We start from the raw sequence: 14,436 nt of genomic DNA, 5'->3' as shown, positions 1-14,436 counted from the left end.
CACCCACGTCTATTGTGAAAAAAAGGGATTGAAAATAGGAAAGAGCTTAGAGCTCTCTCCCGAGACTGTCATTAATGGTTAGACAAAAAGTGAACGGCTGATGATAACCAGCAAGATAAAGAGAACCAGGATGGCGCCAGTGCTAGTGAATGGGCCACCTCCACAACATCCATATCCGCCTCTAACTTCTTCGCTCATGTTCATTCCCCTTTCGGTGTGTGTGTTGTACTTGAGTACATCGTATTGTATGTGCGGAGAGTGGGGCGTGTATAGGCCAATGTCGGATTCGTGTACAAAAAAAATCAGCTCCGTGAAAACGGAGCTGATTGTAAGCTATATAAAGTTCAGTTAGGCTTTTTCTAAATCGCGAACACCTGCGTATACAAGATCGAAAAGATCTTCGAGCTGTTCCTCTTCGATACATGAGAAAGCAATACGTAGGTCAGTTTCACCCAAAGCAATAGTGCCTAGTCCGTAATTATGAATCAGGTGAAGCCGGAGATCTTCAGCCGCAACTGTGTGCAGCTTCAGACACATAAAGTAACCGGAGTTAAAAGGATAATACGTCCACACATCCTCGCCGTATTTGCCGCTATCCAGCAGTGCTTTTACTTTATTCGCACGGCCTTTCATGATCTGGAACTTCTCTTCCTTCTGTGCTTCGAATTCCGGAGATTTCAAGGCGTCTAGTACGAAGGTCTGCGAAGGATGCGCACCGCTGGAAATGGTGGCACGGATGATGCCTAGTGTTTTTTGCTCCAATGCTGCCAGCAGGTCTTTGTCCTCCGAGGCATAAGTGATGAAACCCACACGGAAGCCCCAGACAAATTCTTCTTTGGTCGCACCGTCAATCTTGATTGGAAGCACACGAGGATGCAGATGAGCCAGTTTGCCAAACAGCGATTCTTTTAGTGAATCCTCAAAGAATAACCCGAAGTATGCATCATCACTTACAACAACAACGTTGATGCCTTCCTCAGCCGCACGAAGGATAGCTGCAACGATCTCATCGCCTTCCTTAATCCCTGGAGTATATCCGGTAGGATTGTTAGGGAAGTTTAGCAGCACAATCGCTTTGCCGCGTTCTTTTTGAGCAAGCAGCGCGTCTTCCAGACCTGCACTGTTAAACGTCATTTCTTCTGTGAACAGCGGATAGTTAACGGTCTCCCCATGGCGGCGGATTCCGAAGGTTAATTCGTAGTTCTCCCAGTTCTTGTCCGGGTAGATAATCGCGTCACCTGGCTCTGCGAAGAGGTCAGCGACAATGCTAAGCCCGTGAGTCAGGGCATTGGTTACAACGGGATTGCTGATGGTTTTACCTTCTAGCGATGGATTTTCGCGCAGCATCTTTTCACGCCATACAGTACGCAGCTCTGGTTTACCTGCCGGAGGGGCGTAACTATAAAGATCCTTAGGACTGTAAGCGGAGAGTTTATCCTGAATGACGCCGAGGTGCATAGGTACGCCACCTTCAGTAGCAATACCGATGGTTGCGTTGTATTTCTTGGCGTGAGCTCCTGCTTCAGCGGATTGGCTAAGGATGCCCTCTTTTGGGAAGTAAATCTCTTTGCCAAGCGTAGAGAGCATATCATACACATGTTCATTTCCTGCTTTGATACTTTCGTTTAATTGTCCAGCTAGTGGATTCATCAGTTTCATCCTTCCAGGGTTCTTTGGGGATAACATACTGTTAACATTGCCTAACATTATATCACCGCCAATTGCAACCGTCACTTGGAAAGATACGATTTTTAAAAAATATCATTCGGCGTGGAAAGGGCAGTATTTTTTCATCATTTCTATCGTTTCTTCATCACGCGGATTATTTCTTTCAGACAGGCCGGAAATGATGCCGGAGCGCTCTTCTTCTTTTAGGTTTTGCCCAAACTTAAACTTCGCAGTGATCTCCTCGGGGGTAATGCGCACAACGGCAACACCCTTTAGACGGGGACGATATTTAGGGTCCTCTGCATCGATGGAATCATAACCCCCCTCGGGCTGGAGCTTTTTCATAAATAAGGAGAGTACACTGGCTTTTTCACTAATGTCTTCAACAGGTTCGGCTGTGCCGTAGGCGGTCACACTTTTAAAATAGGCGGTTGCTGGGCAGGCCAGCTCGGGATCGCTAAAATAAGACGGGATAAGGGCATACTCATCCGCTACCGTAAAGCAGACCTGCTGCTGATTGCGGATCGACTTCATTTTGCTACCAGCATGACTGCCGTGGAAATAGAAACAACCATCTGTATATACAAAATTCAACGGTGTCACCCGCGGTTGCCCCTGCTCATCGCTTGTTCCGAGAAAACCAAAACTCATTCCGTTTAGAAAAGAGACCAAATCTTCCTCCTGATCTACTTTAAATTCTTTTCTGCGCATAGGGATCACGTCCTCTTTCTTTTTAGTCTAGAGCGTCTGCTCCAATGTAAATGTTCTTTAAAGAATAGTAGAGTGGTTGACAATTAAAAAGGACCAATTAAGATAGTTTTTAATGGACCACTTGCTGGTCAAGGAGGATAACGATGAATATCACGCTGGCATACGATCAATATCTGGCGATACACCGCTACAAATATTTAGCGTTATATCACGCGCTCCGCGCAGGAATATTGGAAGGAACACTTCCGGGAGGCACTCCGCTGCCGTCTACACGAAGTCTTGCTAAGCACTATGAGCTGTCGCGCGGATCGGTCTCGCAGGTGTATGAAATGTTGCTCGCTGATGGTTATGTAAGGACTGAAACGGGGCGGGGGACATTCGTATCGGAAGATAGCTTTGCTTCAGCTGCCAGTGGCAGTGACGGTGAGAACCGGGCTTTGGGTGAAGCCGCAGATGCTGCTGGAGGAGATTGTGCAAGTGAGACTACGATTCCGATCTCGGCGTGGGGAAAGCGGCTGCTTGCGCGCCCGATACCCTTTTATGAAAAGAGTAACAAGAAAGTAGTGAGCTTCCAGAGTAGTGGTATGCGGATGGAACATTTTCCATACTCCGAATGGCGTAGTGCGCTCTCTTATGCCGGAGGGAAGGAAGGTGGATTGCTGCAAAGCACTTGTCCACCTCAAGGCGATGAAGGACTTCGGAAAGCTATCGCTGCACATCTGCGGATTACCCGCGGGATTCGCGCGGATGCAGAGCATATCGTATTGTTCAGCGGCTCGATGCAAGGCATCGTTATTTTGACGCAGCTGCTGCTGGATGCAGAAGGCTCAGCGGTCGTTGAGAACCCGGGCTTTCACGGGATTCGCCGAGCCGTAGAGATCACCGGAGGCCGATTGCTGGCAGGGGAGCTGGATGGCAACGGTCTTATTCCGGAGGATTGGGATGCCCGGCTGTTGTTTGTTACGCCGAGCCGTCAATTTCCTACGGGTGTGGTACTGCCTTTGGAACGACGCCGAACCTTGTTGGAATGGGCGCAGCGGCATCATGCAGTAATCATTGAAGATGATTATGACAGTGAGTTCCGTTGGGCTGGGCGTCCTATCGAGCCCTTAAAAGCACTGGATCGTGAAGAGCGGGTCGTATATGTGGGCTCCTTTTCAAACACGATGTTTTCAGGCCTGCGGCTCGGTTTTGCAGTGCTTCCGCCCCCTTTAGTAAAGCCGACTATCGCCGCCAAGGCACTATATGAGCCCTTGCCGGTAGGGCTGCTGGAGCAGCGAGCCTTGGCGCGGTTCATGAATACAGGCGGCTATGGCCGTCATCTGCGCCGGATGACACGCATCTATGGTGACCGCGGACGCATCCTCAGGACGCTGCTGTCGGAACGGCTTAAGGAGCTCTTCGAGCTGCTGCCTGGTGATGCGGGCTTGCATGTATATGCCCGCTGGCTGCGCAGCAGCGAAGAGTTTGTTGCTTTCCGAGCGGCAGCGCTTAGGCGCGGCACGGATTTTAGAGATGCCGCGTTATATCAGCTATCACCGGGAGCGCCGGCCGCTTGTTTTTCTTTTGCCCATCTGAATGCCGTGGAGCTGGAGGAAGGGATAACAAGCCTGCATCTGGCGTGGGAAGATGTACAAAATGCAACATGACAAGGTATGATAAAGAAGATGAAATGCAAAACTAACCGAATGCTTAAGAATTTTGACGAAGAAACTCGGAGTAGATTAAGCTAAACAAAACTATATAGACACTGCGAAGTCAGAAAGAGCAGATTTGCTGAGAATACTAAGCGGATGCTTACGAGACAAGTTTTGCTAACAAAACAAAGCGGATGCTTACGAAGCGAGTTTTGCGAAGTAGTTCAAAGCAGATTTGCTAACAAAACAAAACAAAACGGATGCTTACGAGGCAAGTTTTGCGAAGTAGTTCAAAGTAGGTTATGCTAACAAAACTTTTAGGAGGGAACGTTATGCTGCATGCATCGCCGTCCTCTTTTGTTATTTTGCCGGCTCTGGCTAAGATTGTATGCGAGCCGGGCTGGAAATGGCAAAAAAGAGAGAAGTCGCTGCAAAATTATGATTTATTTTATGTATGGAGCGGGGAAGGGACGGTTGTGCGTAACGATGAACCCTTTCAAGTAGGTAAGGGAAGCTGCTTCCTTTTTCGTCCGGGTGACCATACAAGTGCTACACATAATCCGCAAAAGCCACTTGTACTTACATATATTCATTTTGATGTCTCCGAAGAGGTGACGGATATTCCGCTGCCCTATCGTGAGCTTACAGAAACCGTTGAATTTGAACATCTGCTTGCTAGGTACGTTCGACTATTTCTGGTGGATACTTACGCCGCTGAGGAAGAGGGGCAGCTTGTACTGAAGCAGCTGATGATTCATCTGCTGAGGGAGGACCGTGTGAAGCCAGTAGAACGTTATGTTAGCAACCATTTGACAGAAATCATTCACGAAATAGCGAACTATGTGAGCCAGCATCCGGGGATTGCACATCGAGTAGAGGATCTTGCTGCTCGTGCGGGGCTTTCACCGCGGTATTTTTCAATTAAGTTCAAGGAGCTTACGGGTTCTTCTGTGCAGTCTTATGTCATCCGAGCCCGGATTGAGCGTGCTCAGCATTTACTGCTGTACGCGGGAATGAATGTTACTGAGGTAGCAGATGCGCTTGGATATCGTGACATTTTCTTTTTCAGCCGCCAGTTCAAGCAATATACCGGAAAAAGTCCATCTGAGATCCGCTGATTCACTTTTTTTGTTTCAGTTTGATCAACCAAGGGTAAATACTTTGCAGTTTAGTTTACAGAGAATTTACATAACTTCTTGGAAGGAGACTCTTGGCATGATCATCAGACGCAGAATTTGCAACACGGATTGTAAGAGTGGAGGCGGAGGTATTTTTAGAAACCGCTTAAAACGGTTAAAGCAGGCGAATGCTTTTGTCGTGGATAGCTGGTTCTAAACTGAACAAGCTAGCATAGAATCGCCTGATATGACTAAAAATATAAATAGCCGGGGCCGTGAGGCATCCGGTTTTTTTGTGTTGTTAGAAAATGATATATATAATGAACTTAAGTCGAAGATTAGAGTAACTGATGGGCATTTCATCGTGCCCCACGTTGTATTTTGTACAATAGATTGACTCTAATAGCAGTCGAATTTGAATTCTGTGACACATCTTACATTCAAATTCAGCAGAAACAGCCTTTCTAGAGATTATCACGATAATCTATTGCACGAAGTACAATGTAATGTATCTTCAAGTGAAAGTTAAGATTTTCTGTTGCACATTCTGCAATGAAGCGTACGCTCATTTACCGCAATATCCACACACCGTTCACGCTCCATGCACGCCTCATTCACGTACCTTTGAGGATGTTTAATTGGCCTAACTATGAGGTAGCGGTAGATATTTATTTCTACGATTGGGTTATTACTAAGGTGAGAGCTTTCTGCGATACGTTTCGCATAATGTTGTTCGTCGGTAGAATATATAAGGTCCATAGTTGGAAGGAGAGAGAGAAAATGTACGAAATCGTACTTATACGTCATGGTGAGAGCCAGTACAATGTACAGAATTTGTTCACAGGCTGGAGTGACCCGGATTTAACTGAGAAGGGTATCCAAGAGGCAAAGACTGCTGGTAAGCTGTTGAAGGACGCTGGGTATACATTTGATCTGGCTTTTGCTTCGGTACTCAGACGCTCGATTAAAACTCTTAACTATGTACTGGATGAGATGGATTTGCTGTGGATTCCCGTGCAAAAGTCTTGGAAATTGAATGAACGCCATTACGGGGCATTGCAGGGATTAAGTAAAAGCGAGACAGCACTAAAATATGGAGATGAGCAGCTGCATATCTGGCGGCGGAGTTTATCGGTGAGACCCCCGTTGCTGGAGCTTGATGATCCTAGGTATGCCAGAAACGATATTCGCTACAGCAGTGTTCGTCCGGGAGATATCCCGCGTGGAGAGAGCCTGGAGGACACTGTACATCGTGTAGGCGATTTCTGGGGAAACCGGATCGTACCTCTTTTGCGTAAAAAAGAACGGGTGCTTATCTCAGCCCACGGCAATACGCTGCGTGCATTGATTAAATTTATGGAGGATATTGATGAAGCGGCATTACTGGAGCTCAATATTCCTACAGGAGTACCGCTCGTGTACAAACTGGATGAGGACATGAATCCTATCAGTCGCTTTTATCTAGGAGATCCGGAACAGGTAGCGGCCAAGGCGCTTGATGTTGCTAAGCAGGGACATGTGTAATGGGCGTGTAATAAGCGTATAGGCGTAGCAGGTGCTGAGCATAACGGGTGTACAGTAATAAGCAAAACGGGGCGTATAGGTTAAATAAGCGCAACAGGTGTAATAGGTTATATAAGCGTAACAGGCGTATTAGGTGTAATAAGCATATTAGGGCGTAGCAGGTTGAATAAGCATAACAGGTTTAATAGGTTAAATAGGCGTAAGAGGCGTAATAGGTGGGTTACATGAAAAGATAAAAGGACAGCCTTGGGGCTGTCCTTTTTGTTATTAGTGTGTTTGTGACCAATCAAATGTGCGAAAATGGCGCGTTTAAGGTCAGCTGGGTCCGATAGCGTTGAATGCTAACGTTCCACCAACTCTCCGTTGATTCTCGACCAATACTCTACCAGCTCTCCACTAATCCTCGACTAGTCCTTAACTAACTTTCGACCAACCTCCACCAACGCTCTGCAAATGCTTACGGACTCAGCAGCCGCTATTTGCCCATTTATCGCCATTTGAGCGGAGTTTCGGACTCCAGCGTCGCTATTGCCCAAGAATCGACTCTAATAAGGCGTTTTTGATGCCAATAGTTGCGGTGGAGTCCGATAGAAGCGCAAATGTGTGAAAAAGCTGCGTATAAGGTCAGCTGGGTCCGATAGCTAACGATAGGTCCACGACGGCTAGACGATAGGTATACGATAGCTAACGATAGCTAACGATAGCTAGAGCGTTCGCGTCCGCAACTATGCTCCACACGAAGTCCCAAAAATTAGAGGGCACCCCAGCAGCCATTTCATGGCTTTTGAGGCACCCTCTAATTTTTTTTGAAATTCGCCTAAATCTCCCTACAAAGGTCGATGCAACATTCCCAGTAGTTCGCCCATTTTTACCTTTGAGTTGACCTCAAGCTTGGGTCTCGGGGTAAAGGTACCGCTTTCCGTGAGCAGCACTACGGTGGAGCCAAACTCAAAATAAGCCAGATCATCGCCTATTTGCCACTCGGCAGCCGTATCATCCGTATAACGGATACTGCTGACGTTCATTGCGCCTACCTTTACTACCGCGGTTTCCCCGTGACTCCCGGCAATATACGTAATGAGACGTTCGTTGCGGTTCAGGACACCCTTCATATGTCGCATTCCGAAATCGTTGACAGGATAGGCCCGTCCGCGAATATAATCGCTCTCCACCTTTTGTCCGGTAAGGGGAGAGTGAATCCGGTGATAATCGGTAGGACTCAAATAAAGAACGAAGAAAAAACCCTTCTTGTACAGCTCCAGATGCGGGGAGTGATTAAGGAGATCCTCGATCTTATAATCCTGCCCTTTTACATTCATAATCGTACCGGCGTTAATGTCACCCATAGCAGTAATCGTTGCGTCTACGGGACTAACCAAAGCGTCAGCGTCGGTTGCAATAGGCCGCATGCCCGGCTTCAGCCGGCGGCTGAAAAACTCATTAAGAGTGAGATATTCTCCAGGATTTTTCTCCGCTTGAGCGGAGGGGATTTGATAAGTCTTAATAAATGCCGGGATAAGAAAACGGCTGATTCTACTATGAGAAAAAGATCCCATTAACCGTGAAAGCCACCGGTGTGAGGATAGCTCGGTCATCAGCCGTAGCAATTGTTTTACCATGCCCATCTCCCTTCCATAATGCAGCAGTACGGTTGTATACGGGTCGTCTCTGCTCTGCATTATATTGACATAGAATAGGAGACAAATCAATAACTGTTATATACCGTACTGTTCGTTTCTATTAAAAAACGCGCGTATCCCATAGGTCTGCGATAGCTGTCTTTCCAAATTTCCGTAAGGCCGGCTTTATGAAATCCGTAGCGTTGGTCGCGACCGTTACATTCTATGAAGAAGAGTCGTCCGTCCTTAGTAATGCCTATATCCAGTCCGATATCGGCCAGTCCGGGAAGGTCTTGCTCCAGACACCGTGCGATTGCAAGGCTAAGTATTTCGACAGACATACGGATGTGGGCCGCTGTGGATCTTGAAAAGGCCTTTTCGAGCGCGAGGGAGGAGCTTAACGCTTCTCCTCCGCGGGCTATATTGGAGACAAAGCCCCCTGGGGCAGCCAGTTTGGCGAAGAGCCCAGTGACCTGCCAATCTCCTCCCCAGCCGCGCTGAACGGTGACGCGTAGATCAAAGGGACGTCCTCCAATCTCAGCAAGGGGAATACGTTCTTGTACAAGATAAGGCACGGAGGTTAGGCGTGCGCGGAGCGCTTGTGGCAACGCCGCCTGATTGACGGGAATACTTCTCCAGCGCTGCATCGAAGGGGAGAGGTAGCTCAAGGTCCAACGCTGAGCTCCCTTGCGGACCAGCCGCATGACCCCATTCCCTATACTTCCCCGGCAAGGTTTAAGAATGAGATCGGGATAAAGATTCATCATTTCTTTTAGGCCTGAGACTCTCGTTGTTACGGGTAAATATTCGCGAAGCTCCGTATTTTTTTCAAGCAGCTGATGGATCTCATCTTTGCCGTATCGATTACATGTATTGAAAATCAGGGGATAGTGCTTCAGCAGACGCTGCATCCCCGGGCTGTTTTTGCTGTATATTGCCCGGTTATGGATAACAGCAGGCGTAGGAACAACTACGCTTTTATATCCATTAACTCCCTTTATATAGGCGGCACTAAAGCCTGTGTCCGTATCGATGTCCGCGAGCTTCAGGAAGCAAGGGACTAAACCGTATGCCGCCGCGGCCTCTTCATAGTTGGATAGAGACTCCTGTCCTGTTTTTAGCCGGGGAACGCCCCGGTGCATATCGGCATTTAGTAATATTCCAACGAGCTTATGCCCCATGTTTGTTCCTCCTGTTTCATCGGTTACATGATCCCTGCTTTTTCTACTCTTGTCATAGTATGTTTGTACCCGCGTGTCAGGGTGGACGAATGCGCGAAGGCAGATGCCTTTTTTTATACATAATCTTATGAATGCCTCATCGCAAAAGGGTGTCATAAGCCCATACCGCTGCATATGATGCCTAGGAGAAACATTAGATGGAAGGAGGAGACTGCTTGTGAGGGGTTCCAAAAAAAAGCAGCCGCGCAGTCCACAGAAACGACTCTATTTTGTAGATAATCCCAATAAAGAGGAACTGAGTATGCTGGATACCAAAAGCAGCTCTAGAAGCTCGGGGAATAACAGTGACGGAGTCAGTGAAGCAGAGATCGCGGAAGTTCAGGTAAGTGGGGGAGCAATAGCTGAAGTCGTTCTAGAGGAGCCAACTTCTGCTCCAGTTCTACAATTGGAGCCGGAGCTTATAGAGGAAGCGCAGCTTCAGAAACAGGCGGATAATCTTCCTGAAACCGTATGGTTCGCTCCTCCAGAGAAAGAACGTTTTCAGCCCGTTTATACAGATGATCTTTCGGATGCAGCGGTGACCGGAGCCAAAATCGCTCCACGTACCATTGACGGTTCTAAGCTAAAGTTCGGCATTATTGGTACACCTTGGCTGCAAGATTACGCTGTACAGAGTATCAATATCGCGGACAAGGCAGTCACTTCTGCAAAAATCGCACCAGAATCGATAGTGGGCGAGCATTTAGCAGAAGGAAGCGTTAGTGGCGGTAAGCTGCTGGATCATTCGATCAGTGGAGAGAAGCTGAAAAATGGCAGTATTAGTCCAGAGAAGCTGGCTGATCGGATTATAGGCGGCGGTCAAATTGCAGATAAAGCTATTGAGAGCCGCCATTTAAGCGATTTGATTATTACTGCGGATTTACTGGAAGATGGAGCCGTTACTAGTGACAAAATAGGAAGCAGCAGCATCACAAGCCGCCACCTAGCAAACGGCAGTGTTGACCGTTCCAAGCTGGCCGATGCAGCGGTATCTGGCGATAAAATAGCTGATGGTGAAATCAGCAGCTCAAAGCTAGCGGATGCTGTCATTGAAGGCCGCCATCTTAGCGACGCTTTGATAACCGCCAGACATCTGGCCCCGGGAGCGATTGGTTCTGATCAGCTTGCCAGCAAATTGATCGGTAAGGAACAGCTGCAGTCGGGTATTATCGAAGGCGGGCATTTAGCTGATGGAGCTATAGGTTCTAAGCAACTTGGTGCAGATGTCGTAAGAAGCGTACATTTAAGCCCAGAAAGTGTGAATGGTAATCATATCGGTGATGGCGAAATATCAAGTCGGCATTTGGCTGACCGCAGCATCTCTTTTTTAAAGCTGGCTGAGGGTGCAGTAGGGACTGCGCAGCTAGTGGAGCAAGCGGTAACCTCGTCCAAAATTGCTGACCAAAGCATTCTCCCACATAAGCTGGCAGACGAAGCAGTGACCACAAGACATATTGCTAAATCCGCCATTCGCGGACCGCAAATTGCTATGCAAGCCATAACTTCTATTCATCTGGAACGCGAAGCAGTGAATCATTCGCATATAGCTGCGGAAGCGGTCGGCTCGGAGCAGCTCAAGGAAGAAGCTATTCAGACTCAACATTTATCTTCCGGTGCTGTGACTGGAGAACAGCTGGCTTCAGAATCTGTGGGTGGGGAGCATCTTCGTGCACAGAGCGTTACTTCAGCCAAGTTGGCAGATGGAAGTGTAAATGCAGCTAAGCTGGCAGCGGGTGCAGTGATTGGCAGCACGATTGCGCGTGAAGTAGTCAGTGGTGAACATATCGCTTTTTGTACAGTGGAGGAAAAACATCTGGCGGATGCCAGTGTGAGCGGCCGTGTATTGCAGGATGCTGTGGTAAATAAGGATCATTTGGCCACGGGAGCCGTGGAACGAAGACATCTTGGTGAAAATAGTGTGACTTCCGCTGCGATTCAATCGGGCTCAGTTTCAGGAGATAAGCTGGCTTCCGCTGCGGTGAGAGAAATTCACCTGGCAGCAGGAGCCGTGCAGCCTCATCATCTGGCCGATCATGCAGTAACCTCGTTGAAGCTTTCACCGGAAAGTGTCTCAACGGATAAAATCAGTGATTTAGCAGTCACTTCGGCTAAGCTTGCAGACGGCAGCATAGAATCCAGTAAACTGGCGGCGTCAGCAGTTCAAGCTGAGCATTTGTCGGTAAATGCTGTAAGTTCGAAAACCATAAGCGAAAGTGCTGTTCAAAGTAGACATTTGAATCCTGGCAGTGTCAGTGGGGCGCATATCCGGCCGTTGTCTATCGGGAATGGTCATATCCTTCCGAATTCTATTTCTGCGGTTCAAATCCAAGAGGGCAGTATTAATAGCTCTAAGCTGGTAAAAGGTGCCGTGGATTCTCAGCATCTTTCACCTGGCAGTGTAGACGGCAGTCATCTGTGTATCGATACGATTGAAGGCCGTCATATCCTACCGGGGGAGATCACGCTGGCTCATCTGGCGGAAGAGGTACGTAGCTCTGAGTTGCTGCCAGACGGTTGCATAACTGGGGAGAAGCTGGCAGAAGGATCGGTAGATTCCAATCATCTCCTGCCTGGAAGTGTGAACGGAAGCCATTTGAATTCGGGTTCTGTCGAAGGTCGACATATCCTACCGGGTGAGGTCACGCTGGCTCATCTGGCTGCAGATGCATATACCTCCGACTTGCTGCCTGAAGGTAGTATTACCGGGAAGAAGCTGGCGGGAGCATCCGTGGATTCTATTCATCTAGTGTTAGGAAGTGTGGAGGGTGGACATCTGAGTTCAGGTTCCGTCGAAGGACGTCATATTGGAAATGGTGAGATTACCCTGGCTCATCTCGCCGATGAAACCCGAAGCGCTGATCTGCTGCCAGATGGTAGTATTACTAGAGAGAAGTTGGCGGAAGAATCCGTAAGTTCTATACATCTAGTGCCTGGCAGTGTGGATGGCAGCCATTTAGGCCCAGACACAGTTGAAGGACGTCATATCCGATACGGTGAGATTACGCTGGCTCATTTGGCAAAAGAAACACGCAGCTCCAAATTGCTGCCAGACGGTAGTATTTCTGGAGTAAAGCTGGCACATGCTTCCGTAAATTCAAATCATCTAGTACCTGGAAGTGTGGAAGGCGTTCATCTAAGTTCAGGTTCTGTCGAAGGGCGCCATATTGGAAAAGGTGAGATTACGTTAGCTCATCTGGCCGAAGAAACACGTAGCGCTGACTTGCTGCCAGACGGTAGCATCACTCGGGAGAAGTTGGCGGAAGAATCCGTAAATTCTAATCATCTGGTGCCTGGAAGCGTAGATGGCAGTCATTTGAGTCCGGACACAATAGAAGGACGTCATATCCGATATGGTGAGATCACGCTGGCTCATTTGGCCGAAGAAACACGCAGCTCCAATTTGCTGCCAGACGGTAGCATTACTGGGGAGAAACTGGCGGAAGCATCCATAAATTCAAATCACCTTGTACCTGAAAGCGTGGAGGGAACTCATCTGAGTCCGTCTGCAATAGAAGGACGCCATATTGGAAAAGGTGAGATCAAGCTAGCGCATCTGGCGGATGAGGTACGCAGCTCCGAACTGCTGCCAGACGGAAGCATTACTGGGGAGAAGCTGGCGGAAGCCTCCGTAGAAGCAATTCATCTAGTGCCTGGAAGTGTGGATAGAACTCATCTGAGTCCGTCTGCAGTAGAAGGTCTCCATATTGGAAAAGGTGAGATCAAGCTAGCACATCTAGCGGATGAGGTACGCAGCACCGAGTTACTGCCGGATGGTAGCATTACCGGTAAAAAGTTGGAGGGTGGATCTATTACTGCCTACCACTTGGCTCCTGGCAGTGTCTATGGGGGACACTTAGGGGGGAATGCGGTAGATAGCCGCCATATCCGTGCTGGAAGCATTACTCTGAATCATTTGGCAGAAGAAGTGCGCAGCGCTGATTTATTACCGGAAGGCAGTATTACAGGCGAGAAGATTGAAGTCGCGACGATTCAGTCTTTCCATTTAGCCCAAGGCAGCGTCTCTGGAGGTCATTTGGCCGGGGATGCGGTGGATGGCCGCCATATTCGATCGGACAGCATCACGCTGAAGCATTTGGCAGAAGAGGTACGCAGTGCGGATTTGTTGCCGGATGGCAGCATTACGGAAGAAAAACTCGCTGAAGGCTCCGTGAGTTCTTCACATTTACAACCATGGAGTGTTTACGGAGAGCATCTTGCTGATAAGATCGTGGCAGATCGGCATTTGCAGCCTGGCATCATCAAATTAGAACATCTTGCGGATGAAACACGCAGCTCAGCCCTGCTCCCGGATGGCAGTATCAACGGAGCTAAGCTGAAGGAAGGCAGTATCGAGTCTGCTCATCTGACAGAAGGTGCAGTAGGGACAACAGAGCTTCAGGATGAAGCGGTAGTAGCATCCAAAATCTCTTCGTTTGCGATTCAAGCCCGCCATCTGGAAGAAGAGAGTGTTCAGGAATATCATATTTCCCCAGGTGCAGTAAACGGGACTCATCTGGCACCGAACTCTGTAAATACAGATCATCTGTCCTTCAGTCCGATTCAGACAGCTGGGAAGCGAGAAGCACTACAGCAGTTTGGAATGACAGCATTTATGTTCAATGGGGATGCTGAGAGTGTAGAGGTGACCGTATCGTTTGATGAGAGCTTTGGGCATACGGGTTATGTGCTTGTTGCCATGACCAATCAGCCTTACTTCTATGCTTCCTTAAAGAGCAGAGCCAATGGAGAAGCAGTGATTCAAGTGGTGCGGTTGCGCGAAACTCCGCATTTCTATGGGGTCATCTCTTGGATTGCTATAGGCGCTCCTTTAGCTAAACCGGCAGCGGATGATCGCGTATTTGATTGAACCTTAAGCAATTCCTCTTAAAAACAGCAGAGCAGCGAATCTCCTTATTGGAGATCGCTGCTCTGTTTTTTT

9 protein-coding genes are annotated in these 14,436 nt (G+C 48.3%); 4 read left to right on the top strand and 5 right to left on the bottom strand.

From position 1 onward, the window contains the following. Positions 1–78: 78 nt before the first annotated feature. From MHI25_RS25845 to MHI25_RS25835, 3 genes are all read right to left on the bottom strand, one after another. A complete protein-coding gene (locus MHI25_RS25845; RefSeq protein WP_212592220.1) occupies positions 79–198 on the bottom strand; it encodes a YjcZ family sporulation protein in 120 nt (39 codons plus the stop codon). A 150-nt stretch (positions 199–348) separates the two neighbouring features. Beyond that, positions 349–1,650 carry an aminotransferase class I/II-fold pyridoxal phosphate-dependent enzyme gene (locus MHI25_RS25840; RefSeq protein WP_036679816.1) on the bottom strand — a complete coding sequence of 434 codons (1,302 nt, stop codon included), beginning with the start codon at positions 1,648–1,650 and terminating at the stop codon, positions 349–351. Positions 1,651–1,761: 111 nt separating this feature from the next. Next, positions 1,762–2,379: a pyridoxamine 5'-phosphate oxidase family protein gene (locus tag MHI25_RS25835; protein ID WP_076281932.1), complete on the bottom strand. Its 618-nt coding sequence runs from the start codon at positions 2,377–2,379 to the stop codon at positions 1,762–1,764. A gap of 143 nt (positions 2,380–2,522) precedes the next feature. On the opposite strand from MHI25_RS25835, the gene MHI25_RS25830 reads away from it, so the two are divergent. From MHI25_RS25830 to gpmA, 3 genes are all read left to right on the top strand, one after another. Next, positions 2,523–4,028: a PLP-dependent aminotransferase family protein gene (locus MHI25_RS25830; protein WP_340394582.1), complete on the top strand. Its 1,506-nt coding sequence runs from the start codon at positions 2,523–2,525 to the stop codon at positions 4,026–4,028. Between the two features lie 320 nt (positions 4,029–4,348). Beyond that, positions 4,349–5,134 carry an AraC family transcriptional regulator gene (locus tag MHI25_RS25825; RefSeq protein ID WP_036679782.1) on the top strand — a complete coding sequence of 262 codons (786 nt, stop codon included), beginning with the start codon at positions 4,349–4,351 and terminating at the stop codon, positions 5,132–5,134. A 780-nt stretch (positions 5,135–5,914) separates the two neighbouring features. Continuing rightward, positions 5,915–6,658: a 2,3-diphosphoglycerate-dependent phosphoglycerate mutase gene (gpmA, locus tag MHI25_RS25820; protein WP_076141983.1), complete on the top strand. Its 744-nt coding sequence runs from the start codon at positions 5,915–5,917 to the stop codon at positions 6,656–6,658. Between the two features lie 827 nt (positions 6,659–7,485). On the opposite strand, the gene asd is transcribed toward gpmA, so the two are convergent. Then, positions 7,486–8,277, bottom strand: coding sequence for an archaetidylserine decarboxylase (gene asd, locus MHI25_RS25815; protein ID WP_076195251.1), 792 nt, complete (start codon positions 8,275–8,277; stop codon positions 7,486–7,488). A gap of 86 nt (positions 8,278–8,363) precedes the next feature. Continuing rightward, positions 8,364–9,458 (bottom strand): YheC/YheD family protein, encoded by a 1,095-nt coding sequence (locus MHI25_RS25810; protein ID WP_076280560.1) that lies wholly within the window; start codon positions 9,456–9,458, stop codon positions 8,364–8,366. Between the two features lie 217 nt (positions 9,459–9,675). Between MHI25_RS25810 and MHI25_RS25805 the strand changes: the two genes are divergently transcribed. Next, the gene (locus MHI25_RS25805) at positions 9,676–14,364 is read left to right on the top strand and encodes a WIAG-tail domain (protein WP_076302426.1); all 4,689 of its coding nucleotides are present in this window, start codon (positions 9,676–9,678) and stop codon (positions 14,362–14,364) included. Positions 14,365–14,436: the final 72 nt, after the last annotated feature.

It is taken from the genome of Paenibacillus sp. FSL E2-0177 (assembly GCF_037992975.1).
GTDB lineage: Bacteria > Bacillota > Bacilli > Paenibacillales > Paenibacillaceae > Paenibacillus_AQ > Paenibacillus_AQ odorifer.
The sequence above is the reverse complement of the archived record's forward strand: the minus strand, read 5'-3'. Positions and strand labels throughout refer to the sequence as shown.

Coding starts and splice junctions, on each gene's coding strand:
- MHI25_RS25845 (WP_212592220.1), bottom strand. CDS start 198: ATGAGCGAAGAAGTTAGAGGCGGATATGGATGTTGTGGAGGTGGCCCA.
- gpmA (WP_076141983.1), top strand. CDS start 5,915: ATGTACGAAATCGTACTTATACGTCATGGTGAGAGCCAGTACAATGTA.
- asd (WP_076195251.1), bottom strand. CDS start 8,277: ATGGTAAAACAATTGCTACGGCTGATGACCGAGCTATCCTCACACCGG.
- MHI25_RS25840 (WP_036679816.1), bottom strand. CDS start 1,650: ATGAATCCACTAGCTGGACAATTAAACGAAAGTATCAAAGCAGGAAAT.
- MHI25_RS25835 (WP_076281932.1), bottom strand. CDS start 2,379: ATGCGCAGAAAAGAATTTAAAGTAGATCAGGAGGAAGATTTGGTCTCT.
- MHI25_RS25810 (WP_076280560.1), bottom strand. CDS start 9,458: ATGGGGCATAAGCTCGTTGGAATATTACTAAATGCCGATATGCACCGG.
- MHI25_RS25825 (WP_036679782.1), top strand. CDS start 4,349: ATGCTGCATGCATCGCCGTCCTCTTTTGTTATTTTGCCGGCTCTGGCT.
- MHI25_RS25830 (WP_340394582.1), top strand. CDS start 2,523: ATGAATATCACGCTGGCATACGATCAATATCTGGCGATACACCGCTAC.